Origin of the sequence: Flectobacillus longus (assembly GCF_030056705.1) — a bacterium.
Lineage (GTDB): Bacteria > Bacteroidota > Bacteroidia > Cytophagales > Spirosomataceae > Flectobacillus > Flectobacillus longus.
Genome location: NZ_JASHIC010000017.1, coordinates 29,545 through 53,923, shown reverse-complemented (window position 1 = coordinate 53,923; position 24,379 = coordinate 29,545). Strand labels below are relative to the sequence as shown.

At 38.8% G+C, this 24,379-nt stretch carries 23 protein-coding genes; 10 read left to right on the top strand and 13 right to left on the bottom strand.

Annotated features, from left to right (window positions below; genetic code table 11):
- Positions 1 to 190: 190 nt before the first annotated feature.
- The 6 genes from QM491_RS13970 to QM491_RS13945 all read right to left on the bottom strand — a co-directional run bounded on the left by QM491_RS13970 (position 191) and on the right by QM491_RS13945 (position 6,292).
- The gene (locus QM491_RS13970) at positions 191 to 1,816 is read right to left on the bottom strand and encodes a sulfatase family protein (RefSeq protein WP_283328102.1); all 1,626 of its coding nucleotides are present in this window, start codon (positions 1,814 to 1,816) and stop codon (positions 191 to 193) included.
- 189 nt (positions 1,817 to 2,005) lie between these two features.
- Positions 2,006 to 3,082, bottom strand: a complete 1,077-nt coding sequence (locus tag QM491_RS13965; protein WP_283328101.1) for a 4-oxalomesaconate tautomerase — start codon at positions 3,080 to 3,082, stop codon at positions 2,006 to 2,008.
- The gene (locus QM491_RS13960; protein WP_283328100.1) at positions 3,073 to 3,846 is read right to left on the bottom strand and encodes an NAD(P)-dependent oxidoreductase; all 774 of its coding nucleotides are present in this window, start codon (positions 3,844 to 3,846) and stop codon (positions 3,073 to 3,075) included. The genes QM491_RS13965 and QM491_RS13960 overlap by 10 nt, the downstream gene beginning before the upstream one ends.
- 77 nt (positions 3,847 to 3,923) lie before the next feature.
- Entirely contained in the window at positions 3,924 to 4,541 is a 618-nt protein-coding gene (locus QM491_RS13955; RefSeq protein WP_283328099.1) for a 4-carboxy-4-hydroxy-2-oxoadipate aldolase/oxaloacetate decarboxylase, read from the bottom strand.
- A 3-nt stretch (positions 4,542 to 4,544) separates the two neighbouring features.
- Complete coding sequence (locus QM491_RS13950; RefSeq protein WP_166551934.1) at positions 4,545 to 5,264, bottom strand: PIG-L deacetylase family protein; 720 nt, start codon at positions 5,262 to 5,264, stop codon at positions 4,545 to 4,547.
- 74 nt (positions 5,265 to 5,338) lie between these two features.
- A complete protein-coding gene (locus QM491_RS13945; protein WP_283328098.1) occupies positions 5,339 to 6,292 on the bottom strand; it encodes a VOC family protein in 954 nt (317 codons plus the stop codon).
- 107 nt (positions 6,293 to 6,399) lie between these two features.
- Here QM491_RS13945 and QM491_RS13940 point away from each other — a divergent pair, with 107 nt between their 5' ends.
- The 3 genes from QM491_RS13940 (at position 6,400) to QM491_RS13930 (ending at position 8,743) form a co-directional block, all read left to right on the top strand.
- On the top strand, positions 6,400 to 7,278 hold the full coding sequence (locus QM491_RS13940) for a helix-turn-helix domain-containing protein (protein WP_283328097.1): 879 nt from the start codon (positions 6,400 to 6,402) through the stop codon (positions 7,276 to 7,278).
- A gap of 109 nt (positions 7,279 to 7,387) precedes the next feature.
- A complete protein-coding gene (locus QM491_RS13935) occupies positions 7,388 to 8,155 on the top strand; it encodes a helix-turn-helix domain-containing protein (protein WP_283328096.1) in 768 nt (255 codons plus the stop codon).
- Between the two features lie 81 nt (positions 8,156 to 8,236).
- The gene (locus QM491_RS13930; protein ID WP_283328095.1) at positions 8,237 to 8,743 is read left to right on the top strand and encodes an SgcJ/EcaC family oxidoreductase; all 507 of its coding nucleotides are present in this window, start codon (positions 8,237 to 8,239) and stop codon (positions 8,741 to 8,743) included.
- A 66-nt stretch (positions 8,744 to 8,809) separates the two neighbouring features.
- Here QM491_RS13930 and pcaB read toward each other — a convergent pair whose 3' ends face one another.
- The 7 genes from pcaB to QM491_RS13895 form a co-directional block, all read right to left on the bottom strand.
- Positions 8,810 to 10,129: a 3-carboxy-cis,cis-muconate cycloisomerase gene (pcaB, locus tag QM491_RS13925; RefSeq protein WP_283328094.1), complete on the bottom strand. Its 1,320-nt coding sequence runs from the start codon at positions 10,127 to 10,129 to the stop codon at positions 8,810 to 8,812.
- A gap of 22 nt (positions 10,130 to 10,151) precedes the next feature.
- Positions 10,152 to 11,360, bottom strand: coding sequence for a 3-oxoadipyl-CoA thiolase (pcaF, locus tag QM491_RS13920; protein ID WP_283328093.1), 1,209 nt, complete (start codon positions 11,358 to 11,360; stop codon positions 10,152 to 10,154).
- Positions 11,357 to 12,703 (bottom strand): 3-oxoacid CoA-transferase, encoded by a 1,347-nt coding sequence (locus QM491_RS13915; protein ID WP_283328092.1) that lies wholly within the window; start codon positions 12,701 to 12,703, stop codon positions 11,357 to 11,359. The genes pcaF and QM491_RS13915 overlap by 4 nt, the downstream gene beginning before the upstream one ends.
- Positions 12,704 to 12,822: 119 nt before the next feature.
- Positions 12,823 to 13,386 carry a protocatechuate 3,4-dioxygenase subunit alpha gene (gene pcaG / locus QM491_RS13910; RefSeq protein WP_283328091.1) on the bottom strand — a complete coding sequence of 188 codons (564 nt, stop codon included), beginning with the start codon at positions 13,384 to 13,386 and terminating at the stop codon, positions 12,823 to 12,825.
- Complete coding sequence (gene pcaH, locus QM491_RS13905; protein WP_283328090.1) at positions 13,383 to 14,081, bottom strand: protocatechuate 3,4-dioxygenase subunit beta; 699 nt, start codon at positions 14,079 to 14,081, stop codon at positions 13,383 to 13,385. The genes pcaG and pcaH overlap by 4 nt, the downstream gene beginning before the upstream one ends.
- A 24-nt stretch (positions 14,082 to 14,105) precedes the next feature.
- Positions 14,106 to 15,278 (bottom strand): bifunctional 3-oxoadipate enol-lactonase/4-carboxymuconolactone decarboxylase PcaDC, encoded by a 1,173-nt coding sequence (gene pcaDC / locus QM491_RS13900; RefSeq protein ID WP_283328089.1) that lies wholly within the window; start codon positions 15,276 to 15,278, stop codon positions 14,106 to 14,108.
- 19 nt (positions 15,279 to 15,297) lie between these two features.
- Positions 15,298 to 16,479 carry a 4-hydroxybenzoate 3-monooxygenase gene (locus QM491_RS13895; RefSeq protein WP_283328088.1) on the bottom strand — a complete coding sequence of 394 codons (1,182 nt, stop codon included), beginning with the start codon at positions 16,477 to 16,479 and terminating at the stop codon, positions 15,298 to 15,300.
- Positions 16,480 to 16,697: 218 nt separating this feature from the next.
- Here QM491_RS13895 and QM491_RS13890 point away from each other — a divergent pair, with 218 nt between their 5' ends.
- The 7 genes from QM491_RS13890 to QM491_RS13860 all read left to right on the top strand — a co-directional run bounded on the left by QM491_RS13890 (position 16,698) and on the right by QM491_RS13860 (position 24,334).
- A complete protein-coding gene (locus tag QM491_RS13890) occupies positions 16,698 to 17,588 on the top strand; it encodes a helix-turn-helix domain-containing protein (protein WP_283328087.1) in 891 nt (296 codons plus the stop codon).
- An 83-nt stretch (positions 17,589 to 17,671) separates the two neighbouring features.
- Positions 17,672 to 18,580, top strand: coding sequence for a helix-turn-helix domain-containing protein (locus QM491_RS13885; RefSeq protein ID WP_283328086.1), 909 nt, complete (start codon positions 17,672 to 17,674; stop codon positions 18,578 to 18,580).
- Positions 18,581 to 18,745: 165 nt separating this feature from the next.
- Positions 18,746 to 19,852, top strand: a complete 1,107-nt coding sequence (locus tag QM491_RS13880) for a 5-methyltetrahydropteroyltriglutamate--homocysteine S-methyltransferase (RefSeq protein WP_283328085.1) — start codon at positions 18,746 to 18,748, stop codon at positions 19,850 to 19,852.
- Positions 19,853 to 19,941: 89 nt separating this feature from the next.
- The gene (locus QM491_RS13875) at positions 19,942 to 21,063 is read left to right on the top strand and encodes an alpha/beta hydrolase family protein (protein ID WP_283328084.1); all 1,122 of its coding nucleotides are present in this window, start codon (positions 19,942 to 19,944) and stop codon (positions 21,061 to 21,063) included.
- Positions 21,064 to 21,078: 15 nt separating this feature from the next.
- A complete protein-coding gene (locus QM491_RS13870) occupies positions 21,079 to 21,945 on the top strand; it encodes an amidohydrolase family protein (RefSeq protein WP_283328083.1) in 867 nt (288 codons plus the stop codon).
- Between the two features lie 197 nt (positions 21,946 to 22,142).
- Positions 22,143 to 23,435 (top strand): MFS transporter, encoded by a 1,293-nt coding sequence (locus QM491_RS13865; protein WP_283328082.1) that lies wholly within the window; start codon positions 22,143 to 22,145, stop codon positions 23,433 to 23,435.
- Between the two features lie 113 nt (positions 23,436 to 23,548).
- Positions 23,549 to 24,334 carry a crotonase/enoyl-CoA hydratase family protein gene (locus QM491_RS13860; protein ID WP_283328081.1) on the top strand — a complete coding sequence of 262 codons (786 nt, stop codon included), beginning with the start codon at positions 23,549 to 23,551 and terminating at the stop codon, positions 24,332 to 24,334.
- The last annotated feature ends 45 nt before the right edge of the window (positions 24,335 to 24,379 follow it).

Here is a 24,379-nt window from a genome sequence, read left to right as displayed (position 1 = left end):
AAAATTTTAAGAAAAAGTATTTTATATCTAATTTTTTAGGATTGATATTGGAAATTATACCATAAAAAAGGTGCTGAATAAGTATCCAGCACCTGTGTAAAAAGCATCAATTTGGGATGTTGGATTTTAGATTGTGGAAGTATAGCATACTACTTAATCCTAAATCTCGAAATCAGTAATCCACAATCCGCTATCGAACGATTTTCCCGCTCTTTTCGAGTTCCTTATATTTGGCAATATACATTTTGTCAAGCTCTTCCGAATCTTTGTATTTGATACGTAATTGAGCTAGTTTTTTATGTAAATCTGCTTTGATTTTGGCATAAGCAGGGTCATTATATACGTTCTTGAGCTCGTTTTTATCTTTTCTCCTATCATATAATTCCCATTCATCTACATCATAATAGAAGTGGATAAGCTTAAATTGTTCAGTCACAATACCATAATGGCGTTTTACCATGTGCACACTTGGGTATTCGTAATAATGATAGTATGCGGCATCTCTAAAGTTTTTTCCTTGTCCTTTAAAAATAGGAATTAAGCTTTCACCCTGCATATCTGAAGGAGGTTTGATTCCTGCTGCTTCAAGAAAAGTCTGCGCAAAATCCAGATTCTGAACCATTTGTGAATTCTTTGAACCGGCTTTAATGATCCCCGGCCATTTTACGATTAAAGGTGTTTTGAAAGATTCATCGAAAATAAATCGTTTGTCAAACCAGCCGTGTTCGCCCAAGTAAAACCCTTGGTCGGAAGTATAAACCACAATCGTATTTTCATCCAAACCGTTTTCCTTCAAGAAATCTAAAACTTTTCCAACGCCCTCATCCACCGAAGCAATACAACCTAGATAATCTTGCATGTAACGCTGATAACGCCATTGCATTTTTTCTTTTTCGGTCATGGTAGGGTATTTCTTCATAAATTCCTCATTCATAGGACGGTAAGTATCGTCCCAAACTTTTCTTTGTTCAGGATTCATGCGACCAACAGTTGCATTGTACAAAGCAATATCATAAGAATGAGATTCTTTGATACCCAATTTTTTCATATTTTCAGGGAAAACCTTCGAGTCTCCAGCCCAGTTCATGTGCTTAAGAAGATTCATTTCGGCTTCTTTAGCGGCTGTTCCACGTCCTTCGTAATTATCAAAAAGGGTGCTTGGTTCAGGGAAAGTTTTATGAATAAATTCTTTATAATGACGTTCAGCAGGAATCCATTCGCGGTGTGGAGCTTTGTGCAAATATGCCAAAAAGAAAGGTTTATCTGGATCTCTCTCGTTTTTGAGCCAGTTGAGCGTAATATCTGTGATAAGGTCAGTTACATAACCCATAAGTTTTTTAGGACCTTCTTTTTTGGTAATGATGTCGGGGTTATAGTAATTACCTTGGTCTGGTAAAATCTGGAACTCATCAAAGCCTTTGGGATTATTACCAAAATGTAGTTTTCCAAACATAGCTGTCTGATAACCATTGGCTTGTAATAGCTGAGGGAATGTAATATTAGTTGTGTCAAATGGAAAGTAGTTGTCAACCTTTCCGTTGATATGACTATGTTTTCCTGTCAAAATCACGGCTCGTGAAGGTGCACAAATTGAGTTAGTTACGCAAGCATTGGTAAAAAGCATACCATCTTTAGCGATTCTGTCGATGTTGGGTGTGCTTGTGAGACGTTTATCATAAGCTGAAATTGCCTGATAAGCATGGTCATCAGACATGATAAAAACAATATTCGGACGTTTGGGCTTATGCGGTTTTAGTGCCACAAATACACCAACTATACCTACCAGTAGCAGTAGGATGATGGAAATTTTTTTCATAGATAGATAGTTAAAAGGTTGAAATTGGGTCTAAAAATAGAAAATCGCTTTAATGCTTCAAAGTGATACAATCAATTTATCCTGCATTTGTGCTAAAAATTAACAAACCATGTTACCAATTTTGGTGATTCAAATGTAATACCTAATTAAACAAAAAGAGCCTTGATTGCTCAAAACTCTTTGGTAGTACTAAATTGAAATATAAACCTCTCCTTTACTTATCAATCTTGCCGTGCGGACAACTCCTGAAGATTTCACTTCAATGTCTTGATTTTTAACATGATAATCTAAATTAACAGTAAATTCCCCAGACGGGTGTTCGATGGAAAATAAGGAGTTGTTTTCTGAGAAATTAGCAATACTTTTGGCAATACTATTGGGTAAAACACAGGTTGTAGCCACCGAAACGGCTGCTAAAACGCCAATAGCTTCATGCACCACATGCGGAATAAACATACGTGTATGTAACGCCCCTCCTTGAATTGGAGGAGCAATCAGACACATTTTAGGAATGGTTTGCTGGCTTACATCACCGAGCTGCATCATTTCACCAGCAACAAGTCGAATAGCTTCAATCGTCTGTTTTAATGGCTCATTCTCTTCAAGTTCTCTTATACTTTCATAACCACTCAACCCAAAGTCCGATGCTCGCATAATTACTACAGGCATTCCATTGTCTATACAAGTTGCCTCTATGCCATGGATTATATCGATGTTATTACCCGTCGGCAAAAGTGCGCCACAGGTAGCGCCAACGGTTTCTAAATAATTACAAATAATTGGCGCTGAAGTTCCAACCACACCATCAATTTTGGTATTTCCATTATATTGTACTTGATAATCAGGTGTTTGAACTACCACTTCACAAATTCCACTTGTATTTACCATATTTATTCTGGCGCTTGTGGTTGGGGAATTGGCTTTGAAAATTCCGCTCTCAATCGCAAAAGGCAGAACGCCCGCTAACATATTTCCACAAGTTTGGAGCGTCGAAACCTTACCTTTACCTATCTGAACCTGTACAAAAAAGTAGTCTAAATCTGCCTCGGGAATTGACGAGGGACTCACAATAGCAATTTTACTACTCAATGACGAACCACCTCCCAAACCATCTATTTGTCGACTATCTCCTTGCGTTGTTCCTTCAATGGCTGCAATAAGATACTGATTTCGAAGGTTTTCATCTTCAGGTAAATCTTTTTTCAAGAAAAAAAGCCCTTTTGAACTTCCCCCCCGAAAGTGCATATATGGAATGGCTAACTGCATGATTTTAAGAGCTTTTCAAGGTTGTTTCTTGTACCACGAGTAACAATTGGTTCCACTCCTTTGTCTTCCAACATTTCTATGACGGCTTCCATTTCGTGCATTCTACGCAAAGCATGTGTACGACTTCCTTCCACAAATCGGTCGATAATTTCGTCATTGCCACCAACCAGCGAACTAATTTGTCCTCTGATGTAGGCTTCCATCCCGAAGACTTCACCAGCTTCCATTGCCTCACAAATAACAGCCGCTATGCCTTTATAGACAATAGAACGAAGCAGTTTTCGAGTTGCAGCATCACCGATTGTACTATTTTCGACCAAAGAAATATTGAGAGCTAAAGGCTTTACAAAATCTAACAAATCTGAAGCATATTCTCCCGCAGCTAAAAAAGGCGTTAAAATGCCTTTGGGAGGAACAGGCGCCATAATCGCCAAATCTATAACTTTGATTTGAGTAGGTGCTAGAATTTTGGCAATAGCGATTTTCTTTTGTGGTCCTGAGGTATTCATTTCACAAAAAAACTGATGAGGTTTTGCAACAGTCGCTATTTCTTGAGCGATTTCGATAGAGGCAGAAGACAAGTTAACACTCAATATCACATCAGCATAGCTCACGGCCTTAGCATTACTTTCAACTAACTGAATATCAGAATTTAATTTATATTTTGGCTCAGGGTCGTAACCCCAGATTTGATGCCCATTTGCTGCTAAATCATTGGCAAAGCGAGCTCCAGCCTCGCCTAAACCTAATATGGCTATTTTCATAAAATTCCTAATTTAAAACTTCAAAATATGCCTTTGTTGGAGTTATTTCCAACAAAGGGGAGAATCACTCAATACATCTAATATCCAAACTTTTCGTCCCAACCATAAATCTGTAACGACGTCTTTCCTTGTCTAAGTTGTTCACGAACTCTTTCCTCCTTGGCTTCTCTGGCGATAGCTTTCTCGATGGTTTCTTCGATTTTTTCTTGAGGAATAATCACAACGCCATCTCTATCTCCAACAACAATATCACCTGGATTGATCAGAATATTGCCTATTATAATGGGTTCGTTGAGCGTGCCATCACCATAATTGGAAGTACCATGAATACATAGCCCACGGCTAAACACAGGAAAACCCATCTCTTCAATATCGTCGGCATCGCGTACGCAGGCATCAATTACCAAACCATTGATTCCTTTAGTTTTAGCTCCTAAACTCATGAGATCACCCCAATATCCTGCCTCATAAAACCCTGAACAATTGGCAATTAACACATCTCCAGCTTTTGCATAAGCATAGGCACGATGCAAGAGCATATTGTCGCGAGGCATAGTCTGAACGGTGTACGCAGGTCCGCAGACTTTCATATTTTTCGCAATCGGCTTGATAGCTGAGGGTAAATTCCCTTTTTTACCCATGGCTTCGTGTAATGTAGCAGCCGAAAATTTGGTAAGTTCTTGTATTAAATCCATAACTTAAAAAATGGTATTTGTGACTCTTGGTACTTGACTTTGATGGGCTTCGGCAAACTGAACATTTTTTTGTCCAGAAATTCTTCTTGCATGATTCCCACGACGTGAGGCTAACTCGGCATAGTAATCTCTGAGGTACTTTTGAGCACCCATACAATCCATCGCTGCCATTTTTTTATCCATTACCGAAGTAATATCTATATAAGTATCAGGTAAAAAACCACAAAGTTCTGGCTGATGTGGCTCAAATGAATACCAAGCTGGCGGGTCGATATTCTTAAATGCACTCGGTACCCCTGCTCCGCAAGACAACAGCCTTGCACGTTGAGTTGCCTGAAATGCTAAGGGATGATCTGGATTAAAAGGGTCTTTTTCTGAATGGGTTAGGATAACAGTCGGCTCAAAATCGCCGATAATATGGGTTAATTGGGTAATTCTTTCATCTGAAATCAACATAGGATAATCGCCCCAGTCCAAGAATTGAATAGGCGTTTCTAAAATATCGGCTGCTTTTTGAGCCTGCTCGTGACGAATTTCCTTTACATTATCGACACTCCTTTGTGGATTTTCTTTCCATAATTCCCCAGATTCGCCTCTTTCGCCGTAGGACATACAAATAACAAGGGTTTCGGCTCCTTCTTCAATGGCTTTAGCAATAGTTCCTGCTGAGCGCCAAACGAAATCCGCCGAATGAGCGCCTATGACTAATAATTTCTTTTTCATGATAATAATTGGTGGTTTGAAGAGACCTTATTTTAACAAAAAACTCTGCACTCAAAATTTAACACTCAAAACTCCTAGAGGTCTTCAGGCATAGGAGTACCTCGTGTATGAAAGCTATCAACGGTTTTGAGCCCCCAAGCTTGCCCTTTCGAACGTTCCTCTCGATTCCAGACAACGGTCTCATAATCAGGGTCTAAAATGAGTCTTGCTGTAGGATTGGCAATTTCGATTCTATTACCACCTGGCTCATACACATACAAGAAAAACGTTTGCTGAATGGCGTGTTTATGTGGACCCGTTTCGATAAAAATACCATTTTCTAAAGCTATATCTGCCGCCAAAAGAACCTCTTCACGACTGTTTACAGCGTAAGTCAAATGATGAAAACGCCCCGATAAACCCGAATGATCTTCGGTAATAGCAAGGTCATAGGATTTGGAATTTACTGAAACCCAAACACCTTTAGGCTGTTCATCAAAAACAATAGTCTCGGTCATGCGCCCGCCTAATACCTTGAACTGGAAGTAACTAAAGGCTACAATATCTTTGGCTAACAGATTGAGGTGATCTATTCGCCTCACATTCATACCTCTGCCAGGAAATTTACTAGCGGTATTTTTGAGAGCAGATTTGTGTTGCTCGTCAGGCTGATATTTACGGGTATCAAAATAAATTTCTGCTAAATGACCATCAGGGTAGCGAAACATAAAAGTATCACCATAACCACATTCACCTTCGTGCCAACGAATGCCCAGATTTGCCTGCTGTATTGCTTTCACTCGTCTTTCTAGTGCAGATTTACTTCGGGCACGCCATGCAAAATGCCCAATGCCCGCATGGCGATGCGCTCGAAGCTTGAGCGTATAATGCTCATAATCATCATAAGCACGCAAATAGGCACAATCTTCATGCGTTTCGACAAGCATCATTCCAAGAATCTCCGTGAAAAAACGGATACTTTCATCGAGCTTTGGTGTGAGTAATTCTACATGAGCCAAGTGAGCCAATTCCCAAGTAATATCTTCCATAACGAGTGGTTTTGTGTTGTTTAAAACGTATTACAAAATTAGACGCATGAGAAGGTTTTATTAGGAGACTTTTCGTACTTTTAAGGATAAAATTCGAACATAAGTCAATGAATTCACTCAAGAAAATTACCAATTTTGATGGGCTTTATGGAGATGAAAATGGCAAATATTCATCTGAATATTTGTTTTTAGAACCTATTTCTACAAGAAGTAAAGAATTTGATTGGCAAATCAAACCACATATACATTTAAAACTTTTTCAAGTATTTATAGTAAAAAAAGGAACTCTTCGCTTTGCAGATGCCATTTCTGAGTACGAATTATGCGCACCATGTTTGATGGTAATCCCTGCAATGGCCTTACACGGACTGGTGTATCATCCAGATATTGAGGGGAGTATTTTAACCTTATCAGAAAATATTATAGAAGATATTTTTGAAACATCACACCCTATTTGGCAGACATTTGAAAAAGTACGAGTTATTCAATCATTTGATGAAAATGGGACTTTCGAAAAAATGCTCTATCAGTTGCAATTGGCAGAATACGAATTGTTCAGTGAAAATTCGGATAGAATGATGATGATAAAAGCTTGTTTGACCCAGTTTTTCCTGCATATCCATCGATTGGCTACACAGGATGCCAACCTCTCTGGCGATTCCTTACAAATGGCGTATTTTAGAAAGTTTTTGCAAAACATCAAAAAATCCTCTCATCAAAAAAGTATTCCTGATTTTGCAGAAGAGTTAAATATTTCCGCTGTTCACTTAAATCGAATTTGTAAAGCAATCTCAGGGAAATCAGCCATGGAGTTAGTCCATCAACATTTGATTCAGGAAGCCCAAAAGTATCTGTTACATACGTCCTATTCTATTTCTGAAATTGCCTATTTGCTTGATTTTGAATATCCTAATTATTTTGCCAAGCTCTTCAAAAAACACATTGGCTTATCTCCCGCCGAATATCGACAAGTAGATAGGAGATAGTGGATTTAATGAATATTGTGTATTTTTAGGTATAGCAACTTCCTCATACTCTATGTTTTACCAAGTATTTTCTCCCCAACCAGCTCTGCGAGAATTTGTGAATAATATCATGATTTTTCGACTTGATATGCCTGCGATAGGTAAAAATCCTACGGTGGTACTGCCTCCATTGGGGGAGCAATGCCTATACTTTTATCCGCTAGAGTCCCCGATGAGTGAGTATTTGGACAAGGAGAAAATTGTAAAATTGTCACCGAGTATCTTGGTTGGTCCACAGGTGAATCGAATTAAATTAACGATGCCTTTTCATAGCTATACCGTTAAAGTTGGATTTCAGCCTGGGGGATTGTTCCGAATTTTAGGAATTCCGATGAATGAAATGGTGATGGATGAATCGCTGGATAGTATTTATTTTTTGGATAAAGAAATCGAATTTATTAACGAGCAACTTTGTGAATTGTCTGACGCAAAAGCTATTGTACAACTTGTTGAAGGGTTTTTATTGAAAAAAGCCCTTCAGCTCCGACCGTCCTTGCCTGTAGATAAGGTTCTTTCGCTAGTTCATCAAAAAGGAGGTTTGATGACAGTGGAAGATATTGCCGAAAATGCCTGTGTTAGCACTCGACAGTTAGAGCGGTTATTTCAACAAAGAATTGGTTTACAACCTCGTTTTTTTACTCGTATTACTCGTTTCGCAAAAGCTTGGCGCTTGAAGGAAAATAATCCTCAAGTCAAGTGGACTTCTATTGCTTACGATTGTGGTTATTTTGACCAAATGCACTTAATTCGAGATTTTAAGGCATTTTGTGGTAGTTCTCCTTCGATGATGGAAGATGAAATCAAAGCGTCTTCATTTACTTTAGGAGGTCAATTATAAAAGTAAACATGTCGCATTGGTACTATTTTAACCTGTTACCAAGAGATAATTTTGTCACTATAAAACTTAAACATTATAGTTATGAAATATCTACTTTTTATCGTGGCAACATGGGGATTTTCGACGTTTACTGGTCTGGCACAAAATCAAGAACAAGACAAAGCAGTTATTGAAGGAAAAATAGATTTATTTTTTAAAGATTGGGAAAATCACAACTTCGAGAATATGGTCAATTATGCGACCGAAGATTCGGATTGGGTCAATGTGGTAGGTATGTGGTGGAAAAATCGAAAAGAGGTGATTTATGCACATAATGTTTTTCACAAAGTTATGTTCAAAAACACCAAACTCACCAAAACTTCTGTTCATACTAGATTCATTACCAATGATGTAGCAGTAGTTCGCTTGTACTGGCACATGGGAGAATATACTACACCAAGTGGCAATCATCACGACGAAGCCGAAAATATTGCGATGATGGTATTTGTAAAAAAAGCAGAAAAATGGCTTTTGACGGCTACAGAAAATTTAGTCATCGAAGAAGCTGCACAGAAAAGTAATCCCGTAAACCGAATGCCTAAAGAATAGTTGATAGATATAAATCTCCTAGCTAACAAATGGACTTGTTAGCTAGGAGAAAACTAAAAATTTGAATTATTGTATGAAATGAGCTGCCATTTCATGCGCAAAGCCAATAGAATTTTGTGGAGAAAATAGCTCCTGAATATGTGATTCTGAAAGAAATGACCTGATTTTAGTATTTTCTAAAACTAATTCTTTCAAATGTTTTCGTTTAGCTGTAGCCTCCTGACAGAGTTCTTCTACCATTTCATGAGCTTCACTTTTACCTAGGGTTTCTGCCAAAGCAAAAGATAGATTTTCGGCATAAATTAATCCTTGTGTTATTTCTAAATTCGCTAACATTTTTTCAGGATTGACTTCTAAGCCATTGGTCAAAATGCTCATTTGTCGCACACTTCCAGCAGTCAATTGAACTACCTGTGCAAGTGTTTCCCATTCGGCATGCCATGTGCCTGTCGCTCGCTCGTGGTCTTGTATTTGAGCGCTCAACAGTGTTGCAATCAAATTAGGAATACGCTGAGCGTTAGACAAAATCGAAATAGATGAAACAGGATTTCGCTTATGTGGCATAGTAGACGAACCACCTTTCCCTTTGCCTGCTGGCTCAAATACCTCGGCTATTTCAGTTTGCATCAACAGACTAATATCTTTGGCTATTTTTCCTAAGCTCCCCGAAAGAATCCCCAATGTAGCAGCAATTTCAATGACAAAATCTCGCTGGGTATGCCATGAAATCGGATGGTATTCGAGTCCCATATTAGCCGCCATACGTTGCGCAATAGCTATTCCTTTCTGTGGCATACTAGCCAAGGTTCCGACGGCACCACCCAGTTGTAGATAGTATTTCAAAGACTCCAATCGTTGTTTTGCTCTTTGAAGGCTATCTATCCAAATGGCTACTTTGTAGTCAAAACTAATAGGGCGAGCTTGTTGCATAAAAGAACGACCTATCAGAAAAGTGTCTTGATGCGCTAATGCTAAAACCTTCAATTGGTCGATACTTTGGGTCAATAAAGGAAGCATCAAATGAATAGCCTCTTTGCACTGCAACATCATGGCAGTATCAATCACATCTTGACTGGTAGCGCCAAAATGAACAAATTTTGACGCATCAGCATTGTCCACCTTTACGATGGATGTTAGCTGTTTTACCAAAGGAATAGCAATATTTCCTCCCAAACCTACCTGTATAACTATTTGAGAAATATCTATTTTTTCAACCTTACAACAATGCGCTATGATTTCTGAAAATTGACTAGGAATAAACTGGCATTCTGCTTGAGCTTTTGCCAAATGAGCTTCAAAATCAAGGAGATACTGAATACTTTTTTCAGAAGTATATAGTTCACTAATCCGATTGTCGTAAAATAAGGTTTGAAATAAATCATTCATGAGCGATTGATTTTAGCTAAAATTATACCTTTTCAATAATCACAGCATATCCTTGACCAACACCCACGCACATCGTACAAAGAGCGTAGCGTTTGTTTTGCTTATGTAATTCAAGGCTAGCCGTTTGAATCAATCGAGTACCTGACATACCCAGTGGATGCCCCAAAGCTATTGCCCCACCATTAGGATTGATTCGAGGGTCGTCGTCGGCTAAACCTAAGGCTCTTGTACAAGCCAAAGATTGAGCAGCGAATGCTTCGTTAAGCTCAATGATATCGATTTGATCGAGGGTCAATCCTGCTTTTTCCAAGGCTTTTTGAGTTGCTGGAACTGGACCAATACCCATAATTCTAGGCTCAACACCAACGACTGCCGAAGATACAACTTTTGCCAAAGGTTTTAAACCATATTTTACAACAGCCTCTTCAGAAGCTAAATACATAGCGGCTGCGCCATCATTCAAGCCAGAAGCATTACCAGCAGTGACACTACCACCTTCTTTTTTGAAAGCAGGTCGCAATTGTGCTAGTTTTTCCAAGGAGGTTTGAGGTTTTACAAACTCGTCTTTCTCAAACTGAACAATTTCCCCCTTTTTTGGACTAATGCTTACCGCAATAATCTCTTCCGCTAATCGACCATTTACTTGTGCTTGCGTTGCTTTTTGTTGAGAGCGAAAAGCAAATAAATCTTGGTCTTCACGACTGATACCATATAGTTCAACCAGATTTTCGGCGGTAACTCCCATGGCATCAGTGCCATACATTTTGTGCATTAGAGGATTGACAAAACGCCAACCAAAGCTCGAATCAAACATTTGGGCGTCATTCCCAAAAGGTTTTGAAGTTTTTGAAATAACCCAAGGCCCACGAGTCATGTGTTCCATTCCTCCTGCAATCATAACTTCGGCATCTCCTGTTTGAATTGCACGACTGGCATTAATCACCGCAGACATTCCTGAAGCACAAAGTCTATTGACTGTTTCGCCAGCAATAGTATAAGGTAATCCCGCCAGAAGCAATGCCATACGAGCCACATTACGGTTGTCTTCTCCCGCTTGGTTATGGCATCCCAAAATCACATCACCAATGGTTTCGACAGGGATTTGTGGGTTGCGAGAAACTAATTCCTTAATGACTAGCGCCGCTAGGTCGTCGGCACGAACACTTGAAAGACTCCCTCCAAAACTTCCGATGGGAGTACGGATGGCGTCGATGATATAGGCTGTTTTCATGAGAGTTTTTCGATAAATTGTGCGGCAGTTTTAGCTCTTACTTCTTCGATAGTCACATTAGGCATAAGCTCAATAAGGGTGAGTTTTCCTTCTGGATAAGCAAAAACCGCTAAATCGGTAATAACCAAATCGACTACGCCTTCGGCCGTAAGTGGAAGGGTACAAGTAGGAACTACTTTTGAGGTTCCATCAGGATCGGCATGAGTTAGGGTAACAATCAATTTTTTGGCACCAGAAGCCAAATCCATCGCACCACCAACACCTAAAAGAGGTTTTCCGGGCACTGCCCAGTTGGCTAAATTGCCTTTTTCATCTACTTCCAACCCTCCCATAATAGCCACATCTACGTGTCCACCACGAATCATCGCAAAGGAATCTGCACTATCAAAATAGCTACTTCCTTTGAGTGCCGTAACAGGAATTTTTCCAGCGTTGACAGGGTAATCCATTGCACCACCTCCATCTTCAGGGGCTGGACCGACGCCTAACATGCCATTTTCGGTATGAAGAATAATACCATCTTCGGGTTTGATTAAATCCGCAACAAGGGTCGGAATCCCAATACCGAGGTTGACAACATCACCATTTTTCAGTTCTGCAAAAGCTCGCTTAGCCATTTGCATACGTGATTCGCTTACTTTCTTGCCTCTATTGACAGATGCCGATGAACCTAAATCTTCTAACGAAACCTTGGCTTCGACCAAATAATCAACAAAACACCCTGGTGTATGTATAAAATTAGGATCAATTTCGCCAACAGGAACGATTTCTTCTACTTCGGCAATCACCAAATCGGCTGCTGTTGCCATCGCACGATTGAAGTTTTGCTCCGTCATTCTGTAAGTCAAATTCCCCGCAGTATCGGCTTTCCATGCTCTGATAAAAGCTACATTTCCACGAATTCCTTCGATGAAAACTTGCTCTTGACCATTAATAATCTTGGTATCTCTTCCTTTTGCAATCAATGTTCCTGCTGAAGTTGGAGTATAAAAACCGCCTATTCCCGCACCACCAGCACGAATGGCTTCAGCAAGTGTGCCTTGTGGCAGAAGTTCATATTCTACCTGACCAGATTGTGCGGCTTTTACTGCGTCGGGGTTACTGGTAAAAAATGAACCAATCATTTTGCTGATTTGTCCATTTAGTAACAATTTACCCCCTCCAAGATTAGGTTCGCCTACATTATTGCCAATAAAAGTGAGATTTTTAGTTTGAGTTTTAGCGAGTGCATGAAGCAAATGAACAGGATTCCCTGTCATACCAAAGCCCCCACCCAACAAGACATCGCCATCTTTGACCAATGCTGCTGCTGCTTCTACCGTAATTTGTGGTACTTGTTTCATGATTTTTAAGTGATTTAGAAAGTAATCATGAAGTATTTCGACTTGAAAGTAAGCCTATATGTCAAAAGCTTTATCTGTTTGTGTCGATTTACAACAAATATTTACTTCATGATGCTTTTTTAAACGTCAAAAAATACCGTCTCTTGTTCGCCTTGCATAACGATATCCCATTGATATACAATACCTTCTGGGGTTTCTTGTCGTTGAGCAATGAGTGTGTTTTTTCTTTCTTCAGGAACAGTGCTTAAAACTATATCCTTTTGATTTTCAGCTGTTTCGTCTGAAAAATAAAGTCTTGTGTAGGCATGTGTCAACAGACCACGCATAAAAACCACCACAGTAATATGAGGTGCTTGTCCGTCAACCGATGCGGGTTTGATAGTCTGAAAAATAAACTGTGCTTCTGGATCTGTACCTGTTCCAAATCGCCCGAAACCTTTAAAGTCCGAATCAGTAGGGTTATATTGCCCTTTGGCATCTGCCTGCCAAATCTCAATCATCGCATCGGGGATTGCGTTTCCTTGTCCGTCAAGTACACGCCCTTTGATAGTAATAGGTTCGCCTTGTGTATTCGACGTGCGCAAATTGCCCGAAGCAATACTGGTATGGTTGTATAAATATTGTTGCGGACTGAGCCCATACGCAAAATATGGACCTACCGTTTGTGATGGAGTCTGTGTCATTGATTTTCGAATGGAGTAGCGTTATGTCCTCTTAATACGATGTCAAAATTATAGCCTAAAGCAAAATCTGGTTGGGTCAAGGATAAATCAAATTGTGATACCAAAAGATGTCTAGCTTTTTCGGGAACTCCCTGATAAATAGGATCGTATTGCAATAATGGGTCGCCAGGAAAGTACATTTGAGTGACCAAACGATTCGTAATATTTGACCCAAACAAAGAGAAATGAATATGGTTAGGTCGCCAAGCATTTGGATGATTGCCCCAAGGATAGGCTCCAGGCTTAATAGTCATAAAGGTATAACGTCCATTTTCGTCGGTCACGCAGCGTCCGCCTCCAAAAAAATTGGGATCGAGTGGCGCATTGTGCTGGTCAACTTTATGAATGTATCGACCAGCGGCGTTGGCTTGCCAAATTTCTACCAAAGTATTTTTGATAGGACGCCCATCAATATCTAATATTCTTCCAGAAACCACAATACGTTCGCCGAGTGGTTCACCATTTCGAATACCATTTTTGGTAAGGTCATTATCATATTTCCCTACACTTTCTTGTCCATAAACTGGCCCTGTTGACTCCGAAAGCGTATGTTTCATCGGAATCAAAGGTTTTGAGGGGGCTCTAAAAACGGTTGATTTATAGTCGGGATATAAATAGGGAGGATGTACCTCCCAATCTCTTTGGTTATGATTCATGTGTTAAATGATTGAAGGTTTTGACTAAAATCCTTTTTTTTCGAGTTCTTGGTAAACTTTCTTGGCTATTTTGTAAGCACTATTTGAGCAAGGAACACCTGCGTAAATTCCCAAATGCAACAATACTTCCTTAACATCTGACACGCTTGCCCCTGTATTCTGAGTAGCTCTGATGTGCATGGCCAATTCTTCTTCGTGCCCTAAGGAGGCTAAGATAGCAATCGTAATCAAACTACGCTCTCTTTTGCTGAGTTCGGGTCTTGACCAAACCAACCCCCAAGCACTTTGGGTGATATATGACTGAAAATCAGTATCAAAATCACTTTTATTGGCTTCGGCTCTATCTACATGAGTATTGCCCAAAACAGAACGACGGGTTTTCATACCAATCTCATAAAGGGATTCGGTACTAGGCGCAAAAGCGAAAGTGTAGATGAGCGACAGTAACTTTTCGGGAGCATCTACACAAGGGATGTGCCCCGAACGCTCAATTTCTTCTAGCGAAGCGTGAGGCATTAATGCCACCAATGATTTGACCAATTCTGGTGTGGTCGAAAGGTCTTCTGTTCCAACAACACACAGGGTTTCTGTTTGGATTTTTTGAACATTTTCGGTCAAGTCGGCATCACGAATAGCTTCACAACAATGAATGTAGCCTTTTGGACAACATCTTTCTAGCATCGTACGATATCCAATTAGCTCGGATACTTGCGTATTTCGAAAACTTTCGGGAAACCATTTTTCCATAACTGCATCCGAAATACCTGCCAAACCAACAGTATTGACCTGTTCGATTCGCTGATTCCAGCTTGTTGAAGTGCCTATTTTATGAGCTGTATCACAAAGAATCAACTTTTGCACTCGTTCAGGATGACGTTCTGCAAAAAGCATTGCCACTCGACCACCCACCGATAGCCCAACAGGAATACATTGCTGAATTTTTAGCGCATCAAGCAAACCAACGAGGTCTTCATAGTAGCTTTGCATACCATGAGTAGTAGCTGCCGTTTGAGAAAGTCCATGTCCACGTTTGTCATAGCACAATACATTGGCAACATCGACCAAGCCCTCAACCACTTTATCCCAGATACTAAAGTCTGTACCAAGTGAATTTATAAAAACAAAGGTGGTTTCTTTTTTACGGTTTATCCATTTATAATGAACATTTAGACCGTTGATATTTAGAAAGTTAGCCATTAAAATATGGAAGGTTAATTCAAATTTCTTTCAGACCTACATAGTTTTCAGCTATGGTTGTAGCTTGGGCTTTGGAGATACCTATATAATCAAATTTTGATTTTTGGAGTAAATTTTCAAATGAACCATGCGCCGCCTGCTTATGAAATAGATAAGTCATAAAGTTGGAGAAATCCTGTGCACGCCAAATTCTTCTTAAACAATCCTGTGAATAGCTTTGTAGAAGACTATCATCCTGATTATCATACCAATTAGTCAAAGCAGATGCCAGAAAACGAATATCTGCTACTGCCAAATTCAACCCTTTTCCTCCTGTTGGCGGTACAATATGAGCAGCATCACCTGCCAAAAACAAACGTCCATGTTGCATATTATCAATCATGAAACTGCGCATAGGAGTTATACTTTTTTCGAAAATTGGACCACTTTGTAACTTCCAACCTTCGGTTCCTAATCGAATAGATAGCTCTTCCCAAATTTTTTCATCTGACCAGTTATCTACTGTGTCATCGTTCTCAACCTGAATATACAAGCGACTAACTGTCTCAGAACGAAGACTATGCAAAGCAAATCCTCTTTCGTGGTAGGCATAAATCAGCTCGTCAGATGAAGGGGCAACATTTGCTAAAATACCTAACCAACTAAAGGGATATTCAATTCTAAATTCGTTGTAAGTATCTTTGGGCAAATGCTGACGACCAATACCATGATAGCCATCACAACCTGCTACAAAGTCGCAAGACAATTCATGTTCTTCGCCGTTATGTTCGTAAAAAATACTTGGGTTTTCGGTTTCGATACCTTCAATATGCTTAGCATGAGCTTCAAAAAGAATTTCAATTCCTCTGTCTAAATTAGCTTGAATCAAATCTTTGACTACTTCTTGCTGTCCATAAATGGTGATGCAACGACCACCTGTTAGCTCTTTGAAAGGTACACGTTGGCGAACACCATTAAAACTCAGATAAACACCATGGTGCTCAAGTCCCTCTTTATCAAGTCGTTCGGATGCACCTAGTTCACGAATTAAATCAACTGTATTTTGTTCTAACAAGCCTGCTCGAACACGAGATTCCACATATTGGCGACTACGGTTTTCAAGAATTATACAATCGATTCCTTTTCTTTGAAGTAATAAGGCAAGTGTAAGTCCGGCTGGTCCTGCACCAATGATACCGACTTTGGTTGAGTGCTTCGTCATGAGTTTATGATAGATTTTTTCGTTAAATATGATTTAAAGACTGGCCAGACTTTTAATTGATGAAGCAAAGATAGAAGTTGCTTGTAGGTTTATTTTTGGACGAATTACGGTATTATTTGGACAAAATAAACATTGGCATTATATTGTAAGCTAAAAATATAAATAGTTTACCTTGAAAAGATTATATACCAATACGACATACATCAAGAATTCATCAAATGAAAAATAGAATTATTAATTATTCGGGACTTTATGGCGATGCACAACGACGGTGGTTACCTGATTTTGTACATTGCGAACCTTTGGAGGCTCGAAGTCAACTACACAACTGGCAAATAGAATCGCATATTCATACAGATTTGTGGCAGATATTTTGTTTGGAAGATGGTGAAGCAAAAATCATAAGTGCACATCATACTTGGCAAACAAATGGCATGACCTTGGTGATTATTCCGCCTAACACTCTGCATGGATTCGTATTTGTGGCAGGATTATCGGGGATTGTACTTACTGTATCGTCGTCGTATTGGGATAGATTGTTACAAACGGCACCAACCATCAGCTTGGCTTTTCAAGAAATAACGTGCTTATTATTAAATGATTACCCTGACAATTTCTTGAAAGTAAAAAATTTAATCGACAGAATTAGAGAAGAAGAAAATAGTACTTATTTAGAGAAAAACTTCTCAATACAAGCCGTTTTAGGAATGTTGTGTATTGAGATTTTTCGATTAACGAGTGCTCAAAACCAACAGAAATTAGTAAGCAATCAACGGAGTCTATCTATTTACCGAAGCTTTGTCAAAAGTATTAAAGACTCTTATAGTCCACAAAAAAGTATTACTCAATATGCCGAAGAACAAAAGATTACGATTGTGCATCTCAATCGGGTTTGTCGTACTGTAACCGACAAATCCGCTATTCAATGTGTACATGATTTTTTTGTAGAGGAAGCAAAAAAATATCTTTTGTACACTAATTTGAGTATTGCAGAAGTGGCATATCAGGTCAATTTTGATGACCCTGCCTATTTCTCTAGACTCTTTAAAAAGGTTGTAGGGTTATCTCCAAAAGACTTTAAAGAGAAAAGTAGAAATCTCTATTTTTGATTTTCGTCGGTATAGATTTACTTTGAGAAATCAAATAATATTGATTGATTTTACCTAAAAACTATCATCAAAAATATAATAAAATGGCTCAAAAACAGGCTAATGCTAAAATTCCAGTATTGAATCCTTCCCAATTTGATGAATATCTGTTTGGAAACTGGAAGCCTGTGGTATCCAAAGTATATGACCAATTTCATATCGAACGGGTTGAGCATTATAAAATACATTTACAACTACCTCTACAACCGCATCGTCGTTTGGTATATTTTATGATTTTTCTAACGAAAGGAAAAGTACTACGAAGTAAAGGTCTAACTCAATACGAAATAGGTCCTAATACGCTATTTGCTTTACCTTCCGACCAGATAACTTCTATAGAATTTGTCAGTGAGGATGCCGAAGGGTATTATCTTCATTTTTTACCTGAAATCTTTCAGCAAAAAAGATTTAATCTTCCTATTTTTAAAGAACTTCCCTTTTTCCAACTTACAGGAAATCCTGTATTTGAATTAATTGATAATAAGCAAGTTATTGAATTATTTGAGTTGACACTACAAGAATATAAGAAGAACCAGCCCGAACGATTTGAGCTGTTACCTTTGTATTTAACGACCCTTTTAACTGAATTTAAGTTACAAGAAAAGAGCAAGCCTAAATCTCTTCAAAATGCGGCAACTTACTTAACCCAACGCTACAAAGATGCTTTATCAAGTTTGATTTATGAGAAAAAAACAGTGCAGGAATTTGCCGATTTTTTATCTGTTTCACCTAATCATTTACACAAATCGGTCAAAACAACAACTGGGAAATCAGCTCATGAACTATTAGAAGAAATGAGAATTTTGGAAGCAAAAGTTTTGTTAAGTCAAACGGATTTGAGTATTGGAGAAATTGCCTTTCGTTTGGGAAAAGTTGACCCAAGCGACTTTAGTCGTTTTTTTAAAGCAAAAACACTTTTAACTCCAAAACAATATAGAAATAATTCTAATTGATTGTTTTTGCATAATATTACTTTGATATCGCCTATTTATTCTCTTCCAAACGCTACAATTTTGTGTCACCCTTGAGTACAACACTTTAAATAATCAAAAGGCTATAATAGTCATTTGAAAAAATACCAAAATACCCCTTCAATCCAATTTTAATACTAATTAATTATGAAACCTCCTTTTAGAGCCGACCATGTAGGAAGTTTGCTTCGTACAGAGTCTGTAAAAACAAATCGTCACGAGTGGAAATTAGGTAATCTTCCAGCCGAAGAATTACGAGCTATTGAAGATGCTGCTATTCTAGAAACCGTCAAAAAGCTTGAATCTACAGGGATGAAAGCTATCACTGATGGTGAATTTCGCAGAGATTATTTCCATTTAGACTTTTTGAAAGAGCTTGCGGGGGTGACAGTGACAGGAGGTATGGACGCCAATCCAAATGCAAAAGTGGCTGAAGATGGATTCAAACCTCCTGTTTTAAGTGTAACAGGAAAACTCCAGCATCAAAAAGATATTCAAGTTGCCGATTTTAATTACCTAAAATCTATCGTTACCCAAACTCCCAAAGTAAGTATTCCGTCGCCAACGATGATTCACTTTCGTGGTGGTCGCAAATCGATTGACATTCAGGCTTACCCAGATATGGATGAGTTTTTTCATGATTTGTCAAAAGCCTACAAACAAGAAATAGACCATTTATACGCAGCAGGATTACGTTACTTACAATTGGATGATACTAATTTGGCGTATTTGTGCGACCCCAAAATGCGTGCTGCCGCAGCAGAAAGAGGAGAAGACCCCAATGAATTGCCACGCACGTATGCTGCCCTCATCAATTCGGTAATTGACAATCGTCCAAGTGATTTAACTGTTGGAATTCACCTTTGCCGTGGAAATTATAGAAGTACTTGGTTTGCTGAAGGTGGCTATGAACCTGTAGCAGAAATTTTGTTTAACGAAATCAATGTAGACGCGTATTTCTTGGAATATGATGATGAAAGAAGCGGTGATTTTGCTCCTTTGAGATTTGTACCTACAAACAAACATGTGGTATTAGGAATCATTTCTTCAAAGGTAAAAGAGCTAGAAAATATTGATGATTTATGCAAACGTATTGATGAGGCGGCGCAATATATGCCACTCGAAAATCTCTGTGTAAGCCCACAATGCGGTTTTTCTTCAACACACCATGGCAATGACCTAACTCATGACGACCAATGGCGCAAGATTGAATTGGTAGTAAATACAGCTATCAAAGTTTGGGGAGAAGCCTAATATGATTGTTGAATAGGGATTTTTGATGGTAGAAATCTCGACAAAATTTAAAATTATTCTCTGAATAGATAGAAGAATTTCTAACTGTTATGTTTAAAAAACTATTTCTTTTGCTATTGCTCACACATAGTTTGGTAGCGCAAGTAGCAAAGATTGATTCTGGACAACTCAATGGCGCTAGATACCGCATTATTTTTCCACCTAACTGGAAAGGCAAGTTGGTAATGTATGCTCATGGATATGAGTTTATGGGTACCAAACCGCTTCAAAGTCAAAATCCTGAATTTATTAATCGCATGAGCCCATTTTTGTCAAGAGGCTTTGCCGTGGCTGCATCTGACTATCAATATCAAGGTTTTGCGCTTCCGCAGGGAGTAGATGATACAGAAAGTTTACGACAATATTTTGTCAAACAATACGGAAAACCTGACTCTACGTTTATGGTTGGGCATTCGATGGGCGGTGGTATTACGGTGGCGACTATCGAAAATTTTGGCGACAACTATCACGGAGGTTTACCACTTTGTCCTTTGTCAAGTAGACCCTATTTGCAGTGTCGCAAAGAATTCGATATGTATGCGACCTTCAATGGACTATTTCCTGGCATTGTGCCATCACTCAAAGAAATTTTTGATTTAAGCAAAAAGTCTAGCCCAAGTGAAGGAGGTCGTACAATGGTTGCCAAAGCAATGGCAATTCGTAAAGCAATCGTTAGTAAAGATTCACTTTTGGCGGTGGCTTTTGCCAAACGCTTTGATCTGAAACTAGATGATTTGCCATTCTCGTTATTTTTTAATGAAAATGTACTTCGTGATTTAGCCCAAAAAGCGGGAGGTAACCCTTTTGATAATACCAATACAGTTTATAGTGGTTTCCCAGATAATGATTTGGTCAATCACAAAGCTGAACGTTTGGAGGCAAATGTAAATCCGAATATGATTTTTGGAAAATATGACCGAACAGGCAATATCAACAAACCAGTTTTTTTGCTTCATACCGTTTATGATCAATTGATTCCGCCGACCTATGGCGTAGTAAATTTTGAAAATATGGTGCATCATCAGCAAAAAGACCAGTTTTTTAAAGTACGATATACCACTGGACAAGGGCATTGTGTATTTACAGCTCAACAAACAGGTAGTGCGTTTGATGAACTAAGAAGCTGGGTGAAATCGGGACAAAAACCTGCTGGAGATATTTGGATGAAATAAAATTATTTTGAAAATATGATTGATATTCAGAAAGTTATCGCAATTGATGTACATACGCATGCCGAAGTATCGTGTTGTCAACCACACGACGATTACCGAAGCGAGTTTGATGAGGCATTTGCTAAGTATTTCAAATCAGACAAACGCCCTACGATTCAAGAAACAGCGGATTACTATCGTGAGCGAAATATGGCTTTTGTGATGTTTACAGTAGATTCAGAATTTAATGTTGGAAAGCGACGAATTCCTAATATAGAAGTAGCAGAAGGAGCATTAAAAAATGATGATGTCATGATTGCTTTTGCGAGTATCGACCCTCATAAAGGACGTATGGGAGCACGTGAAGCAAGAGATTTGATTGAAAATTATGGCGTCAAAGGCTTTAAGTTTCATCCGACAGTACAGGGTTTTTATCCACAAGATAAAATGGCGTATCATCTATACGAAGTTATTGCTGAATATCAATTACCAATGCTTTTTCATTCGGGACATTCTGGGTTTGGAAGTGGTGTGCGTGGTGGCGGTGGACTTCGGTTAGAATACTCTAATCCGATTCATTTGGATGATGTTGCTATAGACTTCCCTGATTGTCCTATCATTATTGCACATCCGAGTTGGCCTTGGCAAGATGAAGCCTTATCTGTAGCCATGCACAAACCCAATGTGTACATTGATTTAAGTGGTTGGTCACCCAAGTATTTTCCACCACAATTGGTTCAGTATGCCAATACTTTACTCAAGGACAGAATGCTTTTTGGAACAGATTTTCCCTTAATTACTCCAGAAAGATGGATTAAAGACTTTGACGAAGCAGGTTTTAAAGAACAAGTAAAACCTTTGATTCTGAAAGAAAATGCCATTAAGATGCTTAAGCTCCAATAGTGTTATTGAGTTATTTAGTGATTTGTGAATGAGTGATTTATATAAAATCATTAAAACATAATCTTAATCTAGCTCCATAGCTTAGCATAGTAAATATTTTTCAATGAACAAATTGGATGTAAAAATCAAGGCTTTGTATCTCTACGTTTGATTAAAATAATCACTAAATCACTCATCCATCAATCACTCAATAATTTATGTCCCACGTAACATTGAATCAACCTGCGAAGATGACTTCTTTGCAATACAGTAGCATATTGGTTTGTTTTTTGATGAATATGCTTGATGGTATGGATGTAATGGTCATTTCGTATGCAGCACCAGCCATCACCAAAGCGTGGAGTATTGGTGCCGAAGCTTTAGGTCTTGTCTTTAGTTCGGGATTGGTGGGAATGTCGGTTGGTGCTTTGATTATTGCACCTTATGCGGATAAACTTGGACGTAAAAAAATGATGATTATCAGTGGCTTACTAATGGGAGTAACGATTTTTATTACCTCTTTTGCTGAATCAGTAAATCAATTAATATTCTTTCGCTTTATCAACGGTTTAGGAATAGGTTGTATGCTTGCAAGTACTGCCGCATTAACGTCGGAATACGCGCCACCTACCACGAAAGATTTTTGGGTAAGTTTTGCCCTTTCAGGCTATCCGATTGGTGCCGTTTTATCAGGAATGGTCGCAGCCAAAATTATTCCTACTTATGGTTGGCATTCGATTTTTCAATTAGCAGGATGCTGTACATTGGGTTCTGTACCAGTAGTTTACTTCTTTTTGGCTGAATCTTTAGATTTTTACCTAAAATCACAACCAGAAGGAGCCTTAGCAAAAGCTAATGATTTATTGTCAAAAATGGGTAAAGAAACTATCGTTACTTTGCCTGAAAAACCAACAATTTTTCAGAAAATTCCTATCAAATTATTATTGAGTCCAACGTTTCGACTATCTACCATTCAGTTGTGGGTAGCACTATTTCTATCTTTTGCGACACTATATTTTCTTACCAGTTGGATACCAAAGCTGGCTTCGTCAGCAGGACTTTCAATCGAATTGGCAATTTATGCAGGAACAGTATTTAATGTTGGCGCTTTTGTAGGGATAATCACGCAAGGATATTTTTCAAGCAAATATGGCTTAAAGAAAACCATCGGAACGATATTGGTATTAACGGCGATTTTGATGGCGATTTTCAAAGTTTTTGTAGGAACAGACTGGATTATAATCGTCTTTGGCTTATTAGGATTTGGTATTCAAGGAGGATTTGTGGGACTCTACGCAGTTTCTGCACGTATATACCCAACCGAATTCCGAACTACAGGCGTTGGTTGGTCGATTGGCATTGGTCGACTAGGAGGCATTATTGGTCCAGCAGTTGGTGGTGTTTTAATCGGATTAGGACTATCTATGAGCACAAATTTCTTGATTTTTGCCATTCCAACAGCCCTTGCAGGACTCATGACTTGGTATTTGTCTACCGATAAAGTAAGTTAAAATACCTAAATACTTAACCCTTATTTTAACTAAAGAGAAGTATATCACAGAAGTTGATTCTTGAACCCAAAAAGCCAAGTTATAACAGCAACAACAAGAGATTCTTATAATCGATGATGGTAACAAAATCAGTCCCTGACACCTTACAAATACGTGAGGAAGGTGATATTTTATGGATAGGACTCAATCGTCCAGACAAACGAAATGCCTTTAATGATGCACTTATATTAGGTATCGAAACTGTTTTCGAAAATATTCCTTCCCATATTCGTTGTGCCATTATTTACGGAATGGGTAAGCATTTTTCAGCAGGCTTAGACCTTTCTGAACTAAAGGAACGTGATGCTGTACAAGGCATTTTTCATTCAAGAATGTGGCATAGAGTACTCGAAAAAGTACAATATGGATCCGTTCCAGTAGTCGCTGTATTACACGGTGCAGTAGTTGGTGGTGGTCTGGAATTAGCAGCGGCTTGTCATATTCGAGTGGCTGATAAAAGTACATTTTATGCCTTACCCGAAGGACAAAGAGGAATATTTGTCGGTGGTGGAGCCGCCGTTCGACTACCCAAATTAATTGGCATGGCTCGTATGACAGATATGATGCTTACGGGGCGTGTGTATCATGCCGAAGAAGGCGAACGAATCGGATTGGCACAATACTTAGTTGACGAAGGACAAGGATTAGAAAAGGGAAAAGAACTCGCACTGAAAATAGCTTCCAACGCTGGAATGACCAATTATGCTCTTACACATGTATTGCCAAGAATAGCAGATAGCGGTCAAACAGAAGGGCTTTTATTGGAAAGTATGATGGCGGCTATTGCTCAAAGTGCTCCCGAAGCCAAACAGAGATTAAAAGACTTTTTGGAAGGAAGAGCTAAAAAAGTTGGCGAATAAGTTGTAGTAATGACTGTAAAGTAGGCGATGCGCAAAAGTTCAGTA